Raw genomic sequence first — 16,804 nt, forward strand, 5'->3', positions numbered from 1 at the left:
CATGTTCACCTCCCTTGGGACCCAACTTTGTCGCCCCACACTCACCCGAACCATCATTCTGGCCGTGGGCCTGGCGATGATGCTGATTGCCGGGCTGGCGGTGATGCTCACCATTCAGGGGGCCCGTCAGGCCAACCTGCAGGAGGTGCACCGCAGCTTCGATGGCAGTGCCGCCATTGCCTCCCTGATTCTGGACAAGGAGATTGAATCCGCCGAGCGGGTGGCCAGCGAGCTTGTGAGGCTTCCGGCCTTGCGAGAGGCGGTGTACGCCGATGACCCTGAAGCCGCCATGCACCTGATCAACCTTCACGATCGCTTGCAGGGGCGCAGCCTGTTCGACGCCCTGGTGATCACCCGTGAGGACGAACTCCCCTGGGTGGCGGGCGGTTTTGCGCTTCGACACAGTGACGCCCTGATTCGATGGCTTGCGCATCAGGAACAGGCCACCGTCGCCACCCCCAGCCGGCTTGTGGCGGTCGAGACGGGAGAAGGGGAGTCCATCATGGCGGTGGTCACGCAAGAGAGTTTCCGGGACCCTGACTCGGGTCGGATGGTGGGGCAGTTACTCGGCCTGGTGGCGCTTTCGGCACGGGTCTCCCTGTTCACGGAGATTCGTGCTCGGGCGAATCTCACGGGTGTGGCGCTGGTGCTGGACGGGCAGCTATTTCCCGGCCCTTCGGAGGTGGCCATGCAGATTGCAAACCTCGAAGATGTACCCATCGGCGCTCCTGAGCAGATCGCGATACTGAATCAATGCCGTGTGGCCTGGCGATTGCTCGAACCGGACAGTGTGGAGGCCGATGTCGGCATCGTCATGAGTACAGAGGGTGCAGGCGAGGAGGGATCCATCCTCATTCGAACCGTGTCCATGCTCGGTGCGCTCATTTTGCTGGTGATGGGCGGGTTGCTGGTGTTTCTGACCCGTTCCATCGCCATTCCCATGCGGGATCTCTCCCTGCAGACGCGGCAATCCCCCGCGGGGCCCTTCAGCCCCCTGGCAGTTCCCCGGATGCATCGTTACGATGAGCTGGGGCAGGTGGTGGGTGCGTTCAACGATCTGATCGAGCGAATCGGCAAGCATCAGACGGAACTGGACAGGATTGCCCACTATGATCCTCTGACCGGGGTGCCCAACCGGCGCCTGCTGGCTGACCGCATGGACCAGGCCATCGCCCGCAGCCGGCGCAATGGTTGGCCTCTGGCGATCTGCTACCTGGATCTGGACGGCTTCAAGCCCATCAACGATCATCATGGCCACGCCATGGGGGATCAACTGCTGCTGGCCATCACGGCGCGCCTGCGCAACCTGCTGCGGGTTGATGATACCCTGGCGCGTCTGGGAGGGGATGAATTCGTCATCCTTTTTAACAACGTACGAACCATGGAGCAGGCGCATCAGGCCCTCTCCCGGTTACTGGAGGCGGTGGCAGAGCCGGTGACCATCGAAGGTCAACGCTTGGAGATTTCCGCCAGCGTGGGTGTGACCTTTTATCCCACGGACCAGGCCGATCCGGATACGCTTTTGCGACATGCAGACCAGGCCATGTATCGGGCGAAGGAGTCGGGCAAGAACCGCTACCATTTCTTCGAGACCGGCTAGTCTGGAACTTGTGCTGGTGTCAGAATGCTGCGATGCAGCAGGCTTCTGTGTGACTGCAGTGGGCATTTGAACGGAGCAAGAAGGCGAAACATGAACGAACCCGATGACAGGCGGGACAAGCGGGTCAGGGAGCAGGCGGCACAGGCCCTGAAGTCAGGGGATTTTGAACTGGCCGAACGCCTGCTGGCTTCGGGCGACGTGGATCTGGCGCGACTCACCGAGACCTTGCGCACCTATCAGGTGGAACTGGAAACCCAGAACGCCGAACTGCGCGAGAGTCAGCTCACCTCCTGGAAGCTTCAGGGATGCTATTCCGCCCTGTTTCACGGCCTGCCCCTGGCGGCCCTGGTGGTGGACCCGACCGGTATCATCCTGGATGCCAATCAAAGGGCCGTGGACCAGTTCGGGCTCTCCACTCAACAGATGCGCGGGCAACTGCTAAGGCGTCTGTTTCATGTGCAGGGGCTGGACCACGTGAACCGCACCCTTGAGGAGGCGGGCCGAGAAGGTGAGGCCGTGCTCAGGGACATACAGCTCAGGCATCAGGAGGGCCGTGCCTTTCCGGGGGATCTGCACGTGCATCGGCTCCCGGGGCGAGACGGGCGGGATTCGGACTTCGCCTGCGTGCTGGTGGACCTGAGCGTCCACAAGGATGCCGAGGCCCGTCTGGAGGCGGCCCTGCAGGCCCTGGAGGCCAGTGAGCGGCGCTACCGCATTGCTGCCGATTACTCGCCGGACTGGGATTACTGGTATGGCGCCGATGGCAGCCTCAAGTATGTCTCGCCGGCCTGTGAGGCCGTGAGCGGCTATACCCGGAAGGACTTTCTCAGGGATCCGGAACTGCTCAAGAGGCTCATGCCTCCCGAGGACGCCGCGCGCTGGCAGGCCCACATGGACGAAATCAATGCGGATGGTGCCTCGTTGCCCAGGCATCAGATGGAGTTTCGCATCCGCCATCGCAATGGCGAAGAGCGCTGGATCGAGCATGAATGCCTTCCAGTGGTGGCTGAGAGCGGCGAATACCTGGGGCGTCGGGCCGTCAATCGAGACATCACCCGGCGCCGGCGGGCCGAACAGTCCCTGCGCGATCGCGAACACCGGGATCTGCTATTCACTCAGTCCATCATCGATTCCCTCAAGTCCAGCATCTGCGTCCTGGATCGTCGCGGAGACATCATTACCGTTAATCGTGCCTGGCGGGAATTTGCCAACAGCAACGGCGGGGTGAACGGTCGTGTGGCGGAAGGCGTGAATTACCTGGAAATCTGCGATCGGGCCATTGCCGAGGGCGAGGAAAGCGTTCGGGCGATCGCTGATGGTATCCGTCAGGTGCTGCGGGGTGAGAGCGATGCCTACGAGGCTGACTATGACATGGGAAATGATTACTACATCCTGCGAGTCTCATCGCTTCGACACGAGACGGAGCAGCCGGAACATGTGGTGGTCAGTCATGTGGATGTCTCGGAGATCAAGCGCGCCGAGACCGCCATGCGTCAGGCCAAGGATGAAGCTGAATATGCCAACCGGGCCAAGTCGGAGTTTCTGTCTGCCATGAGCCACGAGTTGCGCACCCCCATGAATGCCATTCTGGGTTTCTCGCAACTGCTGGAAGCGGATCCCAGCCTGGGTGAGGAGCAACAGGAAAACCTTCAGGAGATCCTCAAGGGGGGGCGGCACCTGTTGGCCCTGATCAATCAGGTGCTGGATCTGGCCAAGGTGGAATCGGGGCGCATGGATCTGTCTCCCGAAAATCTGGGGCTGGAAGAGGTGGTGGAAGAATGTGCGCAACTGGTCATGCCTCTGGCGGATCAGCGAGGCATTGTCGTGGATCTGGGGGAGCCGGCTGGCCAGCGAGTGTGGGCCGACCGGGTGCGACTCAAGCAGGTGCTGATCAACCTGCTATCCAATGCCGTGAAGTACAACCGGGATGGCGGCCGGGTTCAACTTCACTATTGGCCCAAGGAGGCCGAAAGGATACTGCGTATTGGCGTTGAGGATACGGGCCCAGGTATCAGCGAGGCCCGTCAGGCCCAGTTGTTCGAACCCTTCAACCGGCTGGGGGCTGATGCCACCGGGATGGAGGGGACCGGCATCGGACTGTCCCTGTCGCGCAGCATGATCCAGGCCATGGGCGGCCAGATCGGTGTCATCAGTACGCAGGACGAGGGCAGCACCTTCTGGATTGAACTCCCCGTGCCCGAGGACGATCATCCGGAAGCCACAGGAGAGATCAGTACCGCACGGACTCCAGATCCGCATGGCACGACGGAAGATCAGGTGATCCGCCACACCGTGCTCTATGTGGATGACAACCCCTCCAATCTCAATCTTGTGGAACAGATCCTCAAACGGCGGCGCCAGGGCGTGCGGCTCATCGGAGCGCACACCTCGGGCACGGGCCTGGAGTTGGCCCGTGCGCAACGACCGGATTTGATCCTCATGGACATCAACATGCCACACATGAACGGCTTTCAGGTGCTCGATCGTCTGAAGCAGCACCCGGAAACGTTCGATATACCCGTGCTGGCCCTGACGGCCTACGCTTCCCAGCGGGACTCGGCCAAGCTCAGTGAGGCGGGATTTCAGGGTCATCTCACCAAGCCCCTGGACGTGGAAGGCTTTCTGGCCGAAGTGGATGCCTGGCTTGGCTAGTTCCCCTTGAACACAATCCTGCCGCTGCGCTCAGCGCTGCGTCGATGGCCTGTACTGTTGTGCGGGATGCGTCCCTGATCTGGTCCAGTCCAGAATGAATTCAGCGATGGCCTCCGGGTTGTTCAGATCCAGAATCGGCAGGGGGGTGTTGAGGGAGCCGGGCGCATCCGTGGCCACGGCGATGATGTCCGGATCGTCCGGATGCAGCGGTGGCTGGCTCAGGGAGGGGCGGTATAGTTCGATCTTGGGGAAGCACTCCGACTTGAATCCCTCCACCAGGATCAGATCTGAACGTGCCGGGTCCAGGTGTTCCACCAGGGTCCGGAGATCCGGTTCTTGGGGTTCTTCCGCGTCCACCATCAGGGCAAAGCGGTGACGGGAAGCGATGAGCATCTGGGCCGCGCCGGCCTTGCGCAGTTCGAAGCTGTCCTTGCCCGGCTTGTCCACGTCGAAGGCATGGTGGGCATGCTTGATCATGGCAATGCGCAGTCCCCGGGCCCTGAGCAGGGGGATGAGTTGTACCAGCAGGGTCGTCTTGCCCGTGCCGCTCCAGGCGGCGAAGCCCAGCAAGGGCAGGGTGCTCGTGGTCATCGGGTCTCCGGGGGTGTCATGGCCGTCATGCCCATGGCGCCGGTGCGGCAGTCGGGGCAGATACTCAGGTGGGCGGCGCTCACATTGTTAATATGAAACAGATCGGTGCGATAACCCAAGCAGCATCAGGGGCCATGCGGGTGCTGGCCATCATGGTTTTGTCTCCGGTAAGGTGAAAGAGGGCACGTGGTGAATCCCATGCCTGTTTTATGCGCTCATGAGCAAAATCATATAACAGATCAGGCGTCGAGCTTCCCGTTCGACCGATCCACTCGATGAACCGCAAGGACCGACCACGGTCACAGGACACATGACAGCAGACCATCACCCTCAATCCCGCCTCACTCCTCGCTCCCTTCCCGCTTACTGCGTAGCCCGCAGTCCGCTGGCTCGCTGGACACTCCCGCTGGCCTTGCTGGCGTCCCTGGTGTTTCCTGCCTGTTCGGGGGATGCCCAGGACGACGAGAGTGCAGGGCCGGGCCCCTCGAGCCGGGCCGTGACCATCACCTATGTGGAGTTGGAACCGGAAACGGTCACCCGTACACAACGGGCCCTGGGGGAACTGCGGTCAAGGAATGACCCCAGGGTAGCCGCCGAGGTATCCGGTGCGGTGAAACGACTGTTGGTGAACGAGGGGGACCGGGTCCGGGCCGGGGATCTCATTGCCGAGCTGGATGAGGAGGACTACGTGCTCCGCCGGGACCAGGCCGAAGCTGACGTGAAGCGATTCAACGCCCGGTCAGCCCTGCAGGAACTCACGGTGGTGCGCTATCGGGAGTTGCATGAGAACAACCACGTGTCGTCCCAGGAACTGGACGAAGTGGAGGCGGAACTGGATGTAACCCGGGAGGAGTTGGCGGCCTCGCGCCTGGCCTTGCGTGCCGCGGAGCGGGATCTGGAACGCACGCGTGTGAAGGCCCCCTTTGATGGCGAGATCGATGAACGCCTGGTCAGTGAGGGCGATTACGTTCAGACCGGCACCGCCCTGTATCGGTTGACCACCTCGGATATGTTGCAGGTGCGGGTGTCCTTCCCCGAGACCCTGGCCAACGATTTGGAGATCGGCATGCCCCTCAAGGTGAGCAACCGCGCCGCCGGGGTGAGCGAGCTGGACACCGAGATCAGCGAGATACGTCCGGCCATCAGCCTGGATGGGCGCGCCATCCGGGCCATCGCCCTGGTGGAGAACCCCGGCGGCTGGCGCAGCGGCTCCAGTGTGAACGTGGAGTTGGTCCTGTCGGAGCGAGAAGGTCTCACGGTGCCGCGCCAGGCGCTGGTGCAGCGACCCGACGGGGATACGGTTTACGTGCTGGATGCGGACGAAGAGACGGTGGAGGCCCGACGCGTGGAAGTGGGGCAACGCACCGCCGACTGGGTGGAGATCCTGGATGGTCTCGAAGCCGGTGACAAGGTTGCCGTGGATGGCGCCGGGTTCCTCACTGACGGTGCCTCCGTGAACGCCTCACCCCAAGAGGGTGACGACGAACAATGATGACACTCTCCGAGCTCTCCATTCGCCGGCACGTGCTGGCGGTGATGATCAGTGCCGTGATCGTGCTGTTTGGCTTGATCTCGCTGCAGGACGTGGGCACTGACCGCATCCCCAATATCGATTTCCCGGTGATCAGTGTCACCGTCACCCAGACCGGAGCGGACCCGGAGATCATCGACTCCGCCATCACCAGCGAGGTGGAGCGGGCGGTGAACACCGTGCCCGGGATCGACAACATCACCTCCCAATCGGTACCCGGGGCCTCCATCGTCAACATCATCTTTGACCTGGAAAAGGATGTGGACGTGGCCTTCAACGAGGTGCAGGCCCAGGTGAGTCAGGTGGTGGCGGAGCTGCCCTCCGATGCGGATCAACCCGTGGTGGACAAGGTGGAGTTCGATGCCCAGCCCATCATGTGGCTGGCCCTGCAAGGGGACCGCACCCGCCAGCAACTGGATACCTACGCCCGCAACGAGATTCGCCAGCAGATCGAGAACATCAACGGCGTGGGCGAGGTGCGCATTGGTGGGGGGCTTGAGCGGAACATCCGTGTGGAGATCGACCCCGACCGGCTCAATGCCTTCGGTGTGACCATCCCGGATCTGATGGCCGCCTTCGAGGAAGAGCACGTGCAGATGCCCGGGGGCTTCCTGGTGGGCGGTGACCGGGAGGATCAACTCAAGCTGGACCTGGAATACCATAGCCCCGAGGAACTGGAAGAGATGGTCATCGGCGCCCATGGCGACTCGCTGGTATACCTGCGGGACGTGGCCGATGTCATCGATGGGCTCGCGGATCGTCGGGGCCTGGCCCGCTTCAATGGCGAACCCACCGTGGGCCTGGGGATCGTCAAGGTCTCCGGTGCCAATACCGTGGCCATCATCGAGGAGGTGAAGGAGATCCTGGATGATCAGATTCGCCCTCAGTTGCCGCCGGGGATGCAGATCACCATCTCATCCGATGAATCGGTGTTCATCCTGGAGCAGATCGACTCGCTCTATCTCACCATCGCGCTGGGGATACTGTTCTCGGCACTGGTCATGTGGCTGTTTCTGAAGAACCTGCGGTCCACGCTGATCATTGCCCTGTCCATTCCCGTCTCGCTGATGGCGGCCGTGGCGGTGGTGTACTTCTTTGGCTACACCCTCAATTCCATCACCATGCTGGCCATGTTGCTGCTCATTGGCATTGTGGTGGACGATGCCATCGTGGTGCTGGAGAACATCTATCGGCATCGGGAGCAATACAAGGAAGGACCCGTGAAGGGAGCCATCTCCGGTTCAAAGGAAGTGTTCTTCGCGGTGATCGCCTCCACCCTGGCCCTGGTGTCCATCTTTGCCTCGGTGATCTTCCTGGAAGCAACGGTGGGCCGGTTCTTTGAATCCTTTGCCGTGGTGGTCACTTTTGGTGTGCTGGCCTCCAGCCTTGTGGCCCTCACCCTGATTCCCATGCTCTGCTCCCGGTTCCTGACGGTGCAAACAGAGCATGGACCGGTGTACAACGCCCTGGAAAAGGGCTTCCGGGGCCTGGAGTCGGTTTACCGGCGCAGCCTGGCAACAGGTCTGAACTGGCGCTGGACGGTGCTGGCCGCATCGCTGGTGGGCCTGGTGGTGGTGGGCAGCCTGATCTTCCCCCGGGTGGGTGGGGAGTTCGCACCTTCCGAGGATACGGGGCAATTCGTGGTCATTTTCCAGACCCCGCAGGGGTCGAGCATCGATTATACCGATCGGCGCATGGCCGAGATTGAAGAAATCGTGCTGGATCAACCCGAGGTGGATCGCATGTTCGCGGCCATTGGCCTGGGGGATGCGGGGCAGGTGTACGAGGGGATCTCATTCATTCGCATGGTGCCCCGCAATGAGCGCAGCGCCAGTCAGCAGGAGGTGATTGACCGTATCTCGCCCAAGCTCGGGCAACTGGCGGGTGTGCGGGCCTTTGCCACCGAGGTGCCGTTTGTGCCCGGGCAGCGGGGTGACCCGCTGCAGTTCGCCATCACCGGGCCCGATCTGACCGAGGTGGCCCGCCTGGCTCGCGAGATGCGATCGCGCCTGGAAGAGGTGGATGGCATGGGGCGTCTGGACATGCAGCTGGACCTGGAGCGGCCGGAACTGGCCTTGAACGTGGACCGTGAACGGGCCCACGACCTGGGTATGTCCGCTCGTCAGGTGGCCCAGGCCGTGGAGGTGATGGTGGGCGGCATCGACGTGGCGCGTTTCAACGACCCGGACGGCGGCGGACAGCGTTATGATATCCGGCTCAAGGGCCGTGAGGATGCCTTTACCCGCCCTGATGATCTGCAAAAACTGTATCTGCGGGCGGGCAACGGGGAACTGGTGCGCCTGGATACCGTGGCCAGCATGGAGGCGGGCATCGGGCCGGCGGTGATCAACCGCTACAACCTGAACTATTCAGCCGAGTTCTATGGCAGCCCGAGCATGCCCCTGGGCGAGGCGGTGGAAAAACTCCAGGCCATTGGCGACGATGTGCTGCCTCTGGGTTACAACGTGGAGCTGATGGGGCAGGCCGAGGAGATGCAGCGGGCCATTGGCGCCATGCTGTTCGTGTTGTTCCTGGCGGTTTCGCTGGTCTATATCGTGCTGGCCAGTCAGTTCAATTCCTTCACCCAGCCGTTGATCATCATGGCGGCCCAGCCCATCGCCCTGGTGGGCGGTATCGTCGGGCTATGGGTGGGCGGATTCACCCTCAACATCTTCTCCATGATCGGCATGGTGCTGCTCATGGGGCTGGTCACCAAGAACGGCATCCTGCTGGTGGATCTCACCAATCAGTACCGCCGCAATCGGGGTCTGAGCGTGGATGAAGCCCTTCAGGAGGCCTGTCCCATCAGGCTGCGCCCCGTGTTGATGACCTCATTGACCCTGATCCTGGCCCTGTTGCCGGCGGCCCTGGGTTTTGGGGCAGGGGCTGAGACCAATGCGCCCATGGCGGCCGCCATCATCGCCGGCATGATTGCCGCGCTGGTGCTCACCCTGCTGCTGATCCCCATCGCCTACTCGTTGGTGGAGAACTTCCTGGAACGCCGTGGCTTTGGCCAGCGTACCCGTGAGATCCAGGAGGAACCGGTGTAAGGGTCAGGCCTTGCCGGTATCCTTTTTCAACAGGCCCTCCAGGCGGGCGACTTCCGCCTGGGCCTCCACCAGGTCGGTGACGTCGTATTGCACCCCCAGGTAATAGATGAGGTTCCCTTCGGAATCGAACAGCGGGCGGATGTTCAGGCGGTTATGGAACAGGGAGCCATCCTTGCGGTAGTTGCGCAGGGTGACTTCCACCTGCCGATGCTCCGCCAGCGCCTTGCGGATCTCGTCAAGGCCGGGCTGATCATGTTCCTCGCCCTGCAGGAAGCGGCAGTTTCGGCCCAGGATCTCCTCCTGGCTGTAACCGGTGAGCTGTTCAAAGACCGAGTTGGCATAGACGATGGGGTTGTCCGGTTGATCCGGGTCCGACAGGGTGACGCCGTTGACGCAGGTGTCCAGAATCTGGGCCAGCACGGAAGGGATCAGGCCCGGGTCTTTTTCAGCGGTGAACTGCATGGTGCGATGACTCCGGTAAGAGAATCGATGGTCAGCGTGGGGGCGGGGTTGGGCTGGCTGGTTCCAGTTCGGTCTCGGCCAGGCCCTTGATGTTCCGCGCCGTCCTGTCGGTACCTTCCTGCACGGCAATGCGGATGAGCTTTTCGAAAGGCCGCATGGCAAAACCCAGCTTGGCCAGTTCAAAGGTAAAGGTCAGTTCCGTGTGTCCATCCCGCGGGGTGAACTTATAGTCGATCTGGAAAGGATCCTTGATGCCGCGGAAGGAGACGCGTGATCCGGGCTCGAGTGTCACCACGCGAAACTCCGTTTCTGTTCGCCGCCCCTGGTCCACGCGTACCTGATGGCCCGTCCAACCCGGTCGCAGCGGACCGCTGGTGAGCGCGCGCAGGGATTTGACCTCGGGTGACCAGCGCGGATAGTTCTGGATGAAATCATCCACGATGAAACTGAATACCTGCTCCAGCGGACGTTTGATGAGTGTCCTGGATTGGGCTTTGACCATAAGCGGCGCCTTTCCTGCTGTGCGGGTTTCCCGTGGGGCTTGATCCCTCGAGTATAGACAAAACCCCGAGGCTTGTACGGTCAGTGCCGTGCGGCGGCGATCTCCCGTGCGCTGCGCCGGCCCCGGTGCAGCGCCCAGTGGATGGAGGGGGCACACCCGTATTCACCACAGGTCCACACGAATTCGCTTTGCCTGAGCGCCACTTCGGCCGGGTTTTGAACCGGCGGTGACTGCACCGGCAGGGCATGGGGCAAGGAGTACACGGTCAGCCGTTGCCAGTCCAGGACTTCGTCACCAAACCAGGCGGCCAATTCGCTTCGCACCCGGGCTTCCAGTTCATCAAGATCATGCTCGGCGCCATGCACGTTCACGCTCACCAGGGTCTTGCCGGGCGGTGCATAGTGTTCGGAGAGCACCGATGGACACAGCACGTTATTGATGCAGCCCTTGCCTTCCCCGTTGAGCATGAGGTAGGGGCCGTCGATGGGTGCCCGGTTGGCGGAGAAGTAAAAGCAGGTGGTTCCACGGGTGGGTACATCGGCGGCATTCTGCCCCAGCAGTCGAGCGGTTTCCGGGCCTTCCGTCGCAATGACGATGACCCGTGCTTGCAGCACCTCGCCTGAGGTCAGGTGCAGAAGGTTCTTCTCGATTCGCTCCACACGGGTGTGCAGTTGTAACGTATCCGCCGGCAGGCGGGCAGCCATCTGTTGGGGGATCTGTTCCATGCCTTTGGCCGGCAGGGCGGTATCGCCCAGGGCAAACGCCCTGAACACGAACTCGAAGGCTCGGGATGAGACATGCAGATCCGGCTCGAAGAACACACCGCTGAAGAAGGGTTTGAAGAAACGATCGATGATCCGTTGCGAGAATCCCAGTTCCGCCAGGTGGGTGACCGCATCCCGTTCATGGCGCTGATAAAGATCGTTCAGATCGCCCTGCAGGCAACGGTGCCGCAGATGCAGCAGCCGGATCTTGTCGCTCAGATGGCCCACGGGAGACCAGAGCATTTCCGGTAGCCGGGTGGGTTGACGCCAGACATCACTCACACGGCGGGCGCGCCCATTGATCCTCACCAGGGCGCCTGTCTGAAAGGCACGCAGATCCAGGGCTTCGTAGTCCAGGAATCGCTGCGCCTCCGGATACCAGGTTTGCAGCACCTGAAACCCACGATCCAGCAGGAATCCATCGTGATGATCCGTGCGGATTCGGCCGCCCACGTTGTCGGAGGCTTCAAGAATGAGAGGCTCGCGTCCCTGTTCACGCAGGGTGAGGGCGCATGCGAGCCCGGAGAGGCCGCCGCCAACGATGGCCACGTCAATGCTCATGGGGTGCTCCCGCGGGCTGAATGATCAACAAGACAACAAACTTCGCTTCCAGGCATTTGTGTCTGGTCATTTGATGGATAATATAACGCTGTAACGCGCCCTGTCATTGTCTGCCGGGCCGGCCAAACACGCAGCGTCAAGGAACCTCACCATGAACGACGCCTCATTCGAGCGCCGAGTGCATCTGATCGAAAACACCTGGATCACCATGGCGGACGGCTGCCGTCTGGCGGCGAAGATCTGGCTGCCGGAGGGTGCCGAAGAGAATCCCGTGCCGGCGGTTCTGGAATACATCCCCTATCGCAAGCGGGACCACAAGGCGCTGCGGGATGCGGAAATCCATGGTTTCTTTGCCAGTCAGGGGTTTGCTGGCGTGCGAGTGGACATCCGCGGCAGCGGGGATTCCGAGGGCATCCTGCGGGGCGAGTATCTGCAGCAGGAACTGGACGATGGGCTGGAGATCCTGCGCTGGATCGCTGCCCAGCCCTGGTGCTCCGGCAAGGTGGGGCTGTTCGGGCTGTCCTGGGGGGGCTTCAACGGCCTTCAACTGGCCGCTTTGCAGCCTCCGGAACTGGGCGCCGTGATCTCCGTGTGCTCCTCGGACGACCGCTATGCCGATGATGTGCATTACATGGGCGGCTGCCTGCTCACTGACAACCTCTCCTGGGCCTCGACCATGTTCGGCTTCAACTCCTGCCCGCCGGACCCTCAGGTGGTGGGTGAGCGCTGGCGAGACATGTGGCTGGAGCGGTTGGAGGGCAGTGGTCTGTGGATTCACAACTGGTTGCAGCATCAACGCCGGGATGCCTTCTGGCGTCATGCCTCGGTGTGCGAGAACTATGACGCCATCCAGGTGCCGGTGATGGCGGTCAGCGGATGGGCCGACGGTTATTCCAATACCGTATTTCGTCTCATGCGTCACCTGAAGGGGCCGCGTCGCGGTCTGGTAGGCCCCTGGGGCCACAAGTATCCCCATATGGGCGGTCCAGGACCCACCATCGACTTCCTGGGGGAATGCGTGCGCTGGTGGGATCACTGGCTCAAGGGCATCGACAGGCAGGTGGAGCAGGATCCGATACTGCGGGTGTGGATGCATGACCGCCGCAACCCCCTGCTACCCGAGACCACCGGAGGCTGGGTGGCCGAGCCACACTGGCCCAGCCCGGCCATTCGCCCCCGGGAATACCAACTCAGTAACGGGCGCCTTGTCCCGGGAGAGGATGATGCGGGCGAGTCGGAGACGCTCACCATCCAGAGCCCCCTGAGCGTGGGCCTGTTCGCCGGCAAATGGTGTTCCTATGCCGAGATCACCGACCTGCCTTCGGATCAGCGTCTGGAGGACGGCGGCGCGTTGGTGTTCGACACACAACCCCTGCATGAAGACCTACAGATGCTGGGGGCCGCCGAGGTGGATCTGGAAATCAGTGCCGACAAGCCCGTGGCCATGGTGGCGGTGCGCATCTCGGATCTGGCCCCGGATGACCGTGCCACACGGGTGACCTTCGGTATCCTGAACCTCACGCATCGAGACGGCCATGAAGATCCACAGGCGCTGGAGCCGGGGCGCCCCTACCGGGTGACCGTGCGCCTGAATGAAGTGGCTCAGCGATTTCATGCGGGGCATCGCATCCGCCTGGCCATCTCCAGCTCCTACTGGCCACTGGCCTGGCCGGCACCCGAGCCGGTGAGGTTGACCCTGCATACCGCCGGTTGCCGCCTGCGTCTGCCTCAGCGTTGCCCAGAGTTCGACGATGCCAGCCTGCCCAGCCTTGGGCAGCCCCGTCAGGCCCCCACACCACCCAACACCTTGCTGGCCCCGGCTCAGCGTGAGTGGCAGGTGGTGCATAACCTGGCCAGCAATCAGGTGGCCCTGGATGTGGTGAACAATGATCCGCAGGTTCGGCTGGACGACATTGATCTGACGTTCGGGCGCCAGGTGCGCGAGCGCTACAGCTACAGTAACGAGCGCTACGATACCCTCAGGGGCGAGGTGACGCACGAGCGCCAGTTTGCTCGCGGCGACTGGGATGCACGCACGGTCACCCGGACGGTGCTCACATCCACCCGGACCCACTTCATCATCCGTGCCACGCTGGATGCCTACGAGGGGGATGTGCGCGTCTTTTCCAAGACATGGGACGAGACGCTCCCACGTGATCTGGTGTAAACACGAACGCTTTTGCGGAGACAAGCCAAGTGCCCAAGAAAAACGTCTTCATCATTGGTCTGGACGACTTCAACCGGGACAAGCTCGAACGCTTGCCCCAGGCTGAGGAATGTGAATTCCACGCGGCACTGGATATCAGTGACATCCGTAACGTGGATCAGTACGACATCAAGCACCTGATCGACAAGGCCACACGCACCATGGAAGCCTTTGACGGTACGGTGGATGCGATCACCAGCTACTACGACTTCCCCGGCACGGTGATGACGCCCATCCTGGCCGAGCGCTTTGGATTGCCCGGGCCCACCCTGGAGTCGGTGCTCAAGTGCGAGAACAAGTACTGGAGTCGCCTGGAGCAGCGCAAGGTGATCCCGGAACATATTCCCCAGTTCCGGGCCTTCGATCCTTTTGATGAAGAGGCCTATGGTGGCCTGGGTCTGTTGCCGCCGTTCTGGATCAAGCCCATCAAGTCCTTCCGCTCCTACCTGGCCTTCCAGATCAACGATGAGCGTCAGTTCAGGGCGGTGATGCCCCTGTGCCGGGAAAAGGTGGGTTTCATGGGCGAACCCTTCCTCTACCTGATGCGTCATTTCGGCGCCCCGCCGGAAATCGCCGAGATGCCCGAGAGCTTCGTGGCCGAAAGCCCCATCGGCGGTTGGCAGTGCACCCTGGAGGGCTATAGCTACAACGGGCGGGTACACATCTACGGGGTGGTGGACTCGGTTCACGAGCAGGACAGCTCATCCTTTGCCCGCTATGAATACCCCTCCTCACTGCCGCTGGAGATCCAGCATCGCATGATGGACGTGGCACGCATGGTGGTGCAGCAGTTCGGGCTGGATAATTCCGCTTTCAATGCCGAGTTCTTCTACGATCAGACATCCGATCAGGTGTGGTTCCTGGAGATCAACCCCCGGGTATCCCAGGCCCATACGGATATCTTCGAGAAGGTGCATGGTGTATCGCATCTGTCGGTGATGGTGGATCTGGCCCTGGGCCGCAAGCCCAAGCCCATGGAGCGCAAGGGTCAGTTCAATGTGGCCGGCCACTTCATGTTCCGTACCGTGGAGAGCGGCAAGGTGGTGCGGGTTCCCAGCACCAAGGCCATCGACAAGCTGCGGCAGCGCCAACCCGGCACCCATGTGAAGATCCCGGTCAAGCCGGGTCAGCACCTCAAGGACCTGCAGGGGCAGGATATGTACAGCTTCGAGATCGCCAATGTCTTTATCGGCGGGCGCGATCAGACAGACATGCTGGACAAGTACGACGAGGCACTGGCGGTGCTGCAGTTTGATATCGAGAAGGACCCGGATCCGGTCATTACCTGATGGGGGCTTCGGTGGCCAGTATCTGGCCCCACTGCTACCATGGCGCGACATTCATGTATCGGAGAGAGCTCATGCGCGTCCGTCCACTGATCCTGACCGCCGCCGTCGCCTTGCTGTTGCCGTTGGGCGTTCAGGCCGATGAACTGGATATCCAGCCCGGGCAATGGGAATTCACCAACGTGACCAGCGTGGAGGGTGATACCCCGTTCCCGGAGCAGACCCACACCAGTTCGGAGTGCATCACTGCCGAAGACGTGGCCAGGGGGCCGGACTTCCTGCAGGTGGAGGAAAACTGCGAGGTGTCCAATATGGACATGACCTCATCCACCATGACCTACGACATGGTCTGTGTGGAAGACGGCATGGAAGTGGATATGCGTGCCGAGCTGCAGTTCATGGGTGATCGCATTGAAGGTCACATGACGGCCAACCTGGAGAGCCCCATGGGTCCGCTGGTGATGCGCACGGACATCACGGGGGAGCGCATCGGCGAATGTGAGTGAGCTCACTGATTACCGCCATCATCATCCTGCTCACCTGCCAACTGGCGGGTGAGGTGATTGTGCTCTGGCTGGATTTGCCCTTTCCGGGGCCGGTGCTGGGCATGCTCATCCTGTTCGGGGCACTGTTGATTCGTGGTGGCGTGCCCGAGTATCTCAAGCAGACCACTGACACCCTGCTGCGTCACCTGGCCCTGTTGTTCGTTCCGGCAGGCGTGGGCCTGATGGTCCATTTCGGCCTGGTGGCCCGGGACTGGGCGCCGATCCTGCTGGGGCTGGTGGTGAGCACGGCCCTTGCACTGGGGGTGACCATGCTGATACTGAGCCGGTTGATCCGGCTGCGGAGTCGGCGCGCCGAAGATGGCTGAAGAGATCACGGACATCTGGGCCTTCCTGGCCGCCAGCCCATTGCTCTGGCTCACCATGACCCTGGTGGTGTTCCAGGGCAGCCTCTGGATCAACAAGCGACTGGGAGGCAGCCCCGTGCTGCACCCGGTGCTGATATCCATGGCCATTCTCATTGGCATCCTGTTGCTCACCGGCACTGATTACGACACCTATTTCGACGGTGCCCAGTTCATCCATTTCCTGCTTGGCCCGGCCACGGTAGCCCTGGCCATCCCCCTTTACGAGAATCGCCAGCAGATCCGGGCACTGCTGCTGCCTCTGCTGGTATCGGGGTTGGCGGGCGCGGCGACGGCCGCCCTGAGTGCGGTGGCGATCGCTTATCTGATGGGCGCGGAATGGGTCACGCTGATGTCATTGGCGCCCAAGTCAGTGACATCACCCATTGCCATGGGGGTGTCCGAGAAACTGGGAGGCCTGCCTTCGCTGACTGCCGCCCTGGTGCTGCTGACCGGGGCCATTGGTTGCATCCTGGCGCCCGGCCTGATCCGGCTGCTGCGTATCCGCGATGATCGGGTGAAGGGATTCGCCATGGGGTTGTCAGCCCACGGGTTCGGTACTGCCCAGGCCTTCGGCATCAGTGCCACAGCCGGGGCGTTCGCCGGCCTCGGCCTCGCCCTGGCCGGCATCATCACAGCCTTCCTGCTACCCGCCTCGTTCAACTGGCTACCGATCCTGGTGGGCGGTTGAC

13 protein-coding genes are annotated in these 16,804 nt (G+C 62.0%); 9 read left to right on the forward strand and 4 right to left on the reverse strand.

Features of this window, described 5'->3' with window-relative positions:
• Position 1: 1 nt before the first annotated feature.
• Positions 2-1,600 (forward strand): diguanylate cyclase domain-containing protein, encoded by a 1,599-nt coding sequence (locus LPW30_RS08490; protein ID WP_025281791.1) that lies wholly within the window; start codon positions 2-4, stop codon positions 1,598-1,600.
• Positions 1,601-1,690: 90 nt separating this feature from the next.
• Complete coding sequence (locus LPW30_RS08495) at positions 1,691-4,252, forward strand: hybrid sensor histidine kinase/response regulator (RefSeq protein WP_025281790.1); 2,562 nt, start codon at positions 1,691-1,693, stop codon at positions 4,250-4,252.
• 30 nt (positions 4,253-4,282) lie between these two features.
• On the opposite strand, the gene mobB is transcribed toward LPW30_RS08495, so the two are convergent.
• A complete protein-coding gene (gene mobB / locus LPW30_RS08500) occupies positions 4,283-4,843 on the reverse strand; it encodes a molybdopterin-guanine dinucleotide biosynthesis protein MobB (RefSeq protein ID WP_238624898.1) in 561 nt (186 codons plus the stop codon).
• 310 nt (positions 4,844-5,153) lie between these two features.
• Between mobB and LPW30_RS08505 the strand changes: the two genes are divergently transcribed.
• Complete coding sequence (locus LPW30_RS08505; RefSeq protein WP_239680613.1) at positions 5,154-6,335, forward strand: efflux RND transporter periplasmic adaptor subunit; 1,182 nt, start codon at positions 5,154-5,156, stop codon at positions 6,333-6,335.
• Entirely contained in the window at positions 6,332-9,424 is a 3,093-nt protein-coding gene (locus tag LPW30_RS08510) for an efflux RND transporter permease subunit (RefSeq protein WP_239680614.1), read from the forward strand. Before LPW30_RS08505 ends, LPW30_RS08510 begins: the two co-directional genes overlap by 4 nt.
• 3 nt (positions 9,425-9,427) lie before the next feature.
• On the opposite strand, the gene LPW30_RS08515 is transcribed toward LPW30_RS08510, so the two are convergent.
• The 3 genes from LPW30_RS08515 to LPW30_RS08525 form a co-directional block, all read right to left on the reverse strand.
• The gene (locus tag LPW30_RS08515; protein ID WP_025281786.1) at positions 9,428-9,886 is read right to left on the reverse strand and encodes a PAS domain-containing protein; all 459 of its coding nucleotides are present in this window, start codon (positions 9,884-9,886) and stop codon (positions 9,428-9,430) included.
• Positions 9,887-9,917: 31 nt separating this feature from the next.
• Positions 9,918-10,388, reverse strand: coding sequence for an SRPBCC family protein (locus LPW30_RS08520; protein WP_025281785.1), 471 nt, complete (start codon positions 10,386-10,388; stop codon positions 9,918-9,920).
• 80 nt (positions 10,389-10,468) lie between these two features.
• On the reverse strand, positions 10,469-11,713 hold the full coding sequence (locus tag LPW30_RS08525) for a protoporphyrinogen/coproporphyrinogen oxidase (protein ID WP_238624901.1): 1,245 nt from the start codon (positions 11,711-11,713) through the stop codon (positions 10,469-10,471).
• 151 nt (positions 11,714-11,864) lie between these two features.
• Between LPW30_RS08525 and LPW30_RS08530 the strand changes: the two genes are divergently transcribed.
• The 5 genes from LPW30_RS08530 to LPW30_RS08550 all read left to right on the forward strand — a co-directional run bounded on the left by LPW30_RS08530 (position 11,865) and on the right by LPW30_RS08550 (position 16,803).
• Entirely contained in the window at positions 11,865-13,880 is a 2,016-nt protein-coding gene (locus tag LPW30_RS08530) for a CocE/NonD family hydrolase (protein WP_239680615.1), read from the forward strand.
• 29 nt (positions 13,881-13,909) lie between these two features.
• Positions 13,910-15,208 (forward strand): ATP-grasp domain-containing protein, encoded by a 1,299-nt coding sequence (locus LPW30_RS08535; protein ID WP_025281782.1) that lies wholly within the window; start codon positions 13,910-13,912, stop codon positions 15,206-15,208.
• Between the two features lie 71 nt (positions 15,209-15,279).
• A complete protein-coding gene (locus tag LPW30_RS08540; RefSeq protein WP_025281781.1) occupies positions 15,280-15,711 on the forward strand; it encodes a DUF3617 domain-containing protein in 432 nt (143 codons plus the stop codon).
• Positions 15,708-16,076, forward strand: a complete 369-nt coding sequence (locus LPW30_RS08545; protein ID WP_338018815.1) for a CidA/LrgA family protein — start codon at positions 15,708-15,710, stop codon at positions 16,074-16,076. The genes LPW30_RS08540 and LPW30_RS08545 overlap by 4 nt, the downstream gene beginning before the upstream one ends.
• The gene (locus LPW30_RS08550) at positions 16,069-16,803 is read left to right on the forward strand and encodes an LrgB family protein (RefSeq protein WP_238624903.1); all 735 of its coding nucleotides are present in this window, start codon (positions 16,069-16,071) and stop codon (positions 16,801-16,803) included. Before LPW30_RS08545 ends, LPW30_RS08550 begins: the two co-directional genes overlap by 8 nt.
• Position 16,804: the final 1 nt, after the last annotated feature.

Source organism: Ectothiorhodospira variabilis (assembly GCF_022227625.1).
In the GTDB taxonomy this organism is placed as follows: domain Bacteria; phylum Pseudomonadota; class Gammaproteobacteria; order Ectothiorhodospirales; family Ectothiorhodospiraceae; genus Ectothiorhodospira; species Ectothiorhodospira haloalkaliphila.

Coding starts and splice junctions, on each gene's coding strand:
- LPW30_RS08550 (WP_238624903.1), top strand. CDS start 16,069: ATGGCTGAAGAGATCACGGACATCTGGGCCTTCCTGGCCGCCAGCCCA.
- LPW30_RS08495 (WP_025281790.1), top strand. CDS start 1,691: ATGAACGAACCCGATGACAGGCGGGACAAGCGGGTCAGGGAGCAGGCG.
- LPW30_RS08540 (WP_025281781.1), top strand. CDS start 15,280: ATGCGCGTCCGTCCACTGATCCTGACCGCCGCCGTCGCCTTGCTGTTG.
- LPW30_RS08530 (WP_239680615.1), top strand. CDS start 11,865: ATGAACGACGCCTCATTCGAGCGCCGAGTGCATCTGATCGAAAACACC.
- LPW30_RS08520 (WP_025281785.1), bottom strand. CDS start 10,388: ATGGTCAAAGCCCAATCCAGGACACTCATCAAACGTCCGCTGGAGCAG.
- mobB (WP_238624898.1), bottom strand. CDS start 4,843: ATGACCACGAGCACCCTGCCCTTGCTGGGCTTCGCCGCCTGGAGCGGC.
- LPW30_RS08525 (WP_238624901.1), bottom strand. CDS start 11,713: ATGAGCATTGACGTGGCCATCGTTGGCGGCGGCCTCTCCGGGCTCGCA.
- LPW30_RS08505 (WP_239680613.1), top strand. CDS start 5,154: ATGACAGCAGACCATCACCCTCAATCCCGCCTCACTCCTCGCTCCCTT.
- LPW30_RS08490 (WP_025281791.1), top strand. CDS start 2: ATGTTCACCTCCCTTGGGACCCAACTTTGTCGCCCCACACTCACCCGA.
- LPW30_RS08515 (WP_025281786.1), bottom strand. CDS start 9,886: ATGCAGTTCACCGCTGAAAAAGACCCGGGCCTGATCCCTTCCGTGCTG.
- LPW30_RS08510 (WP_239680614.1), top strand. CDS start 6,332: ATGATGACACTCTCCGAGCTCTCCATTCGCCGGCACGTGCTGGCGGTG.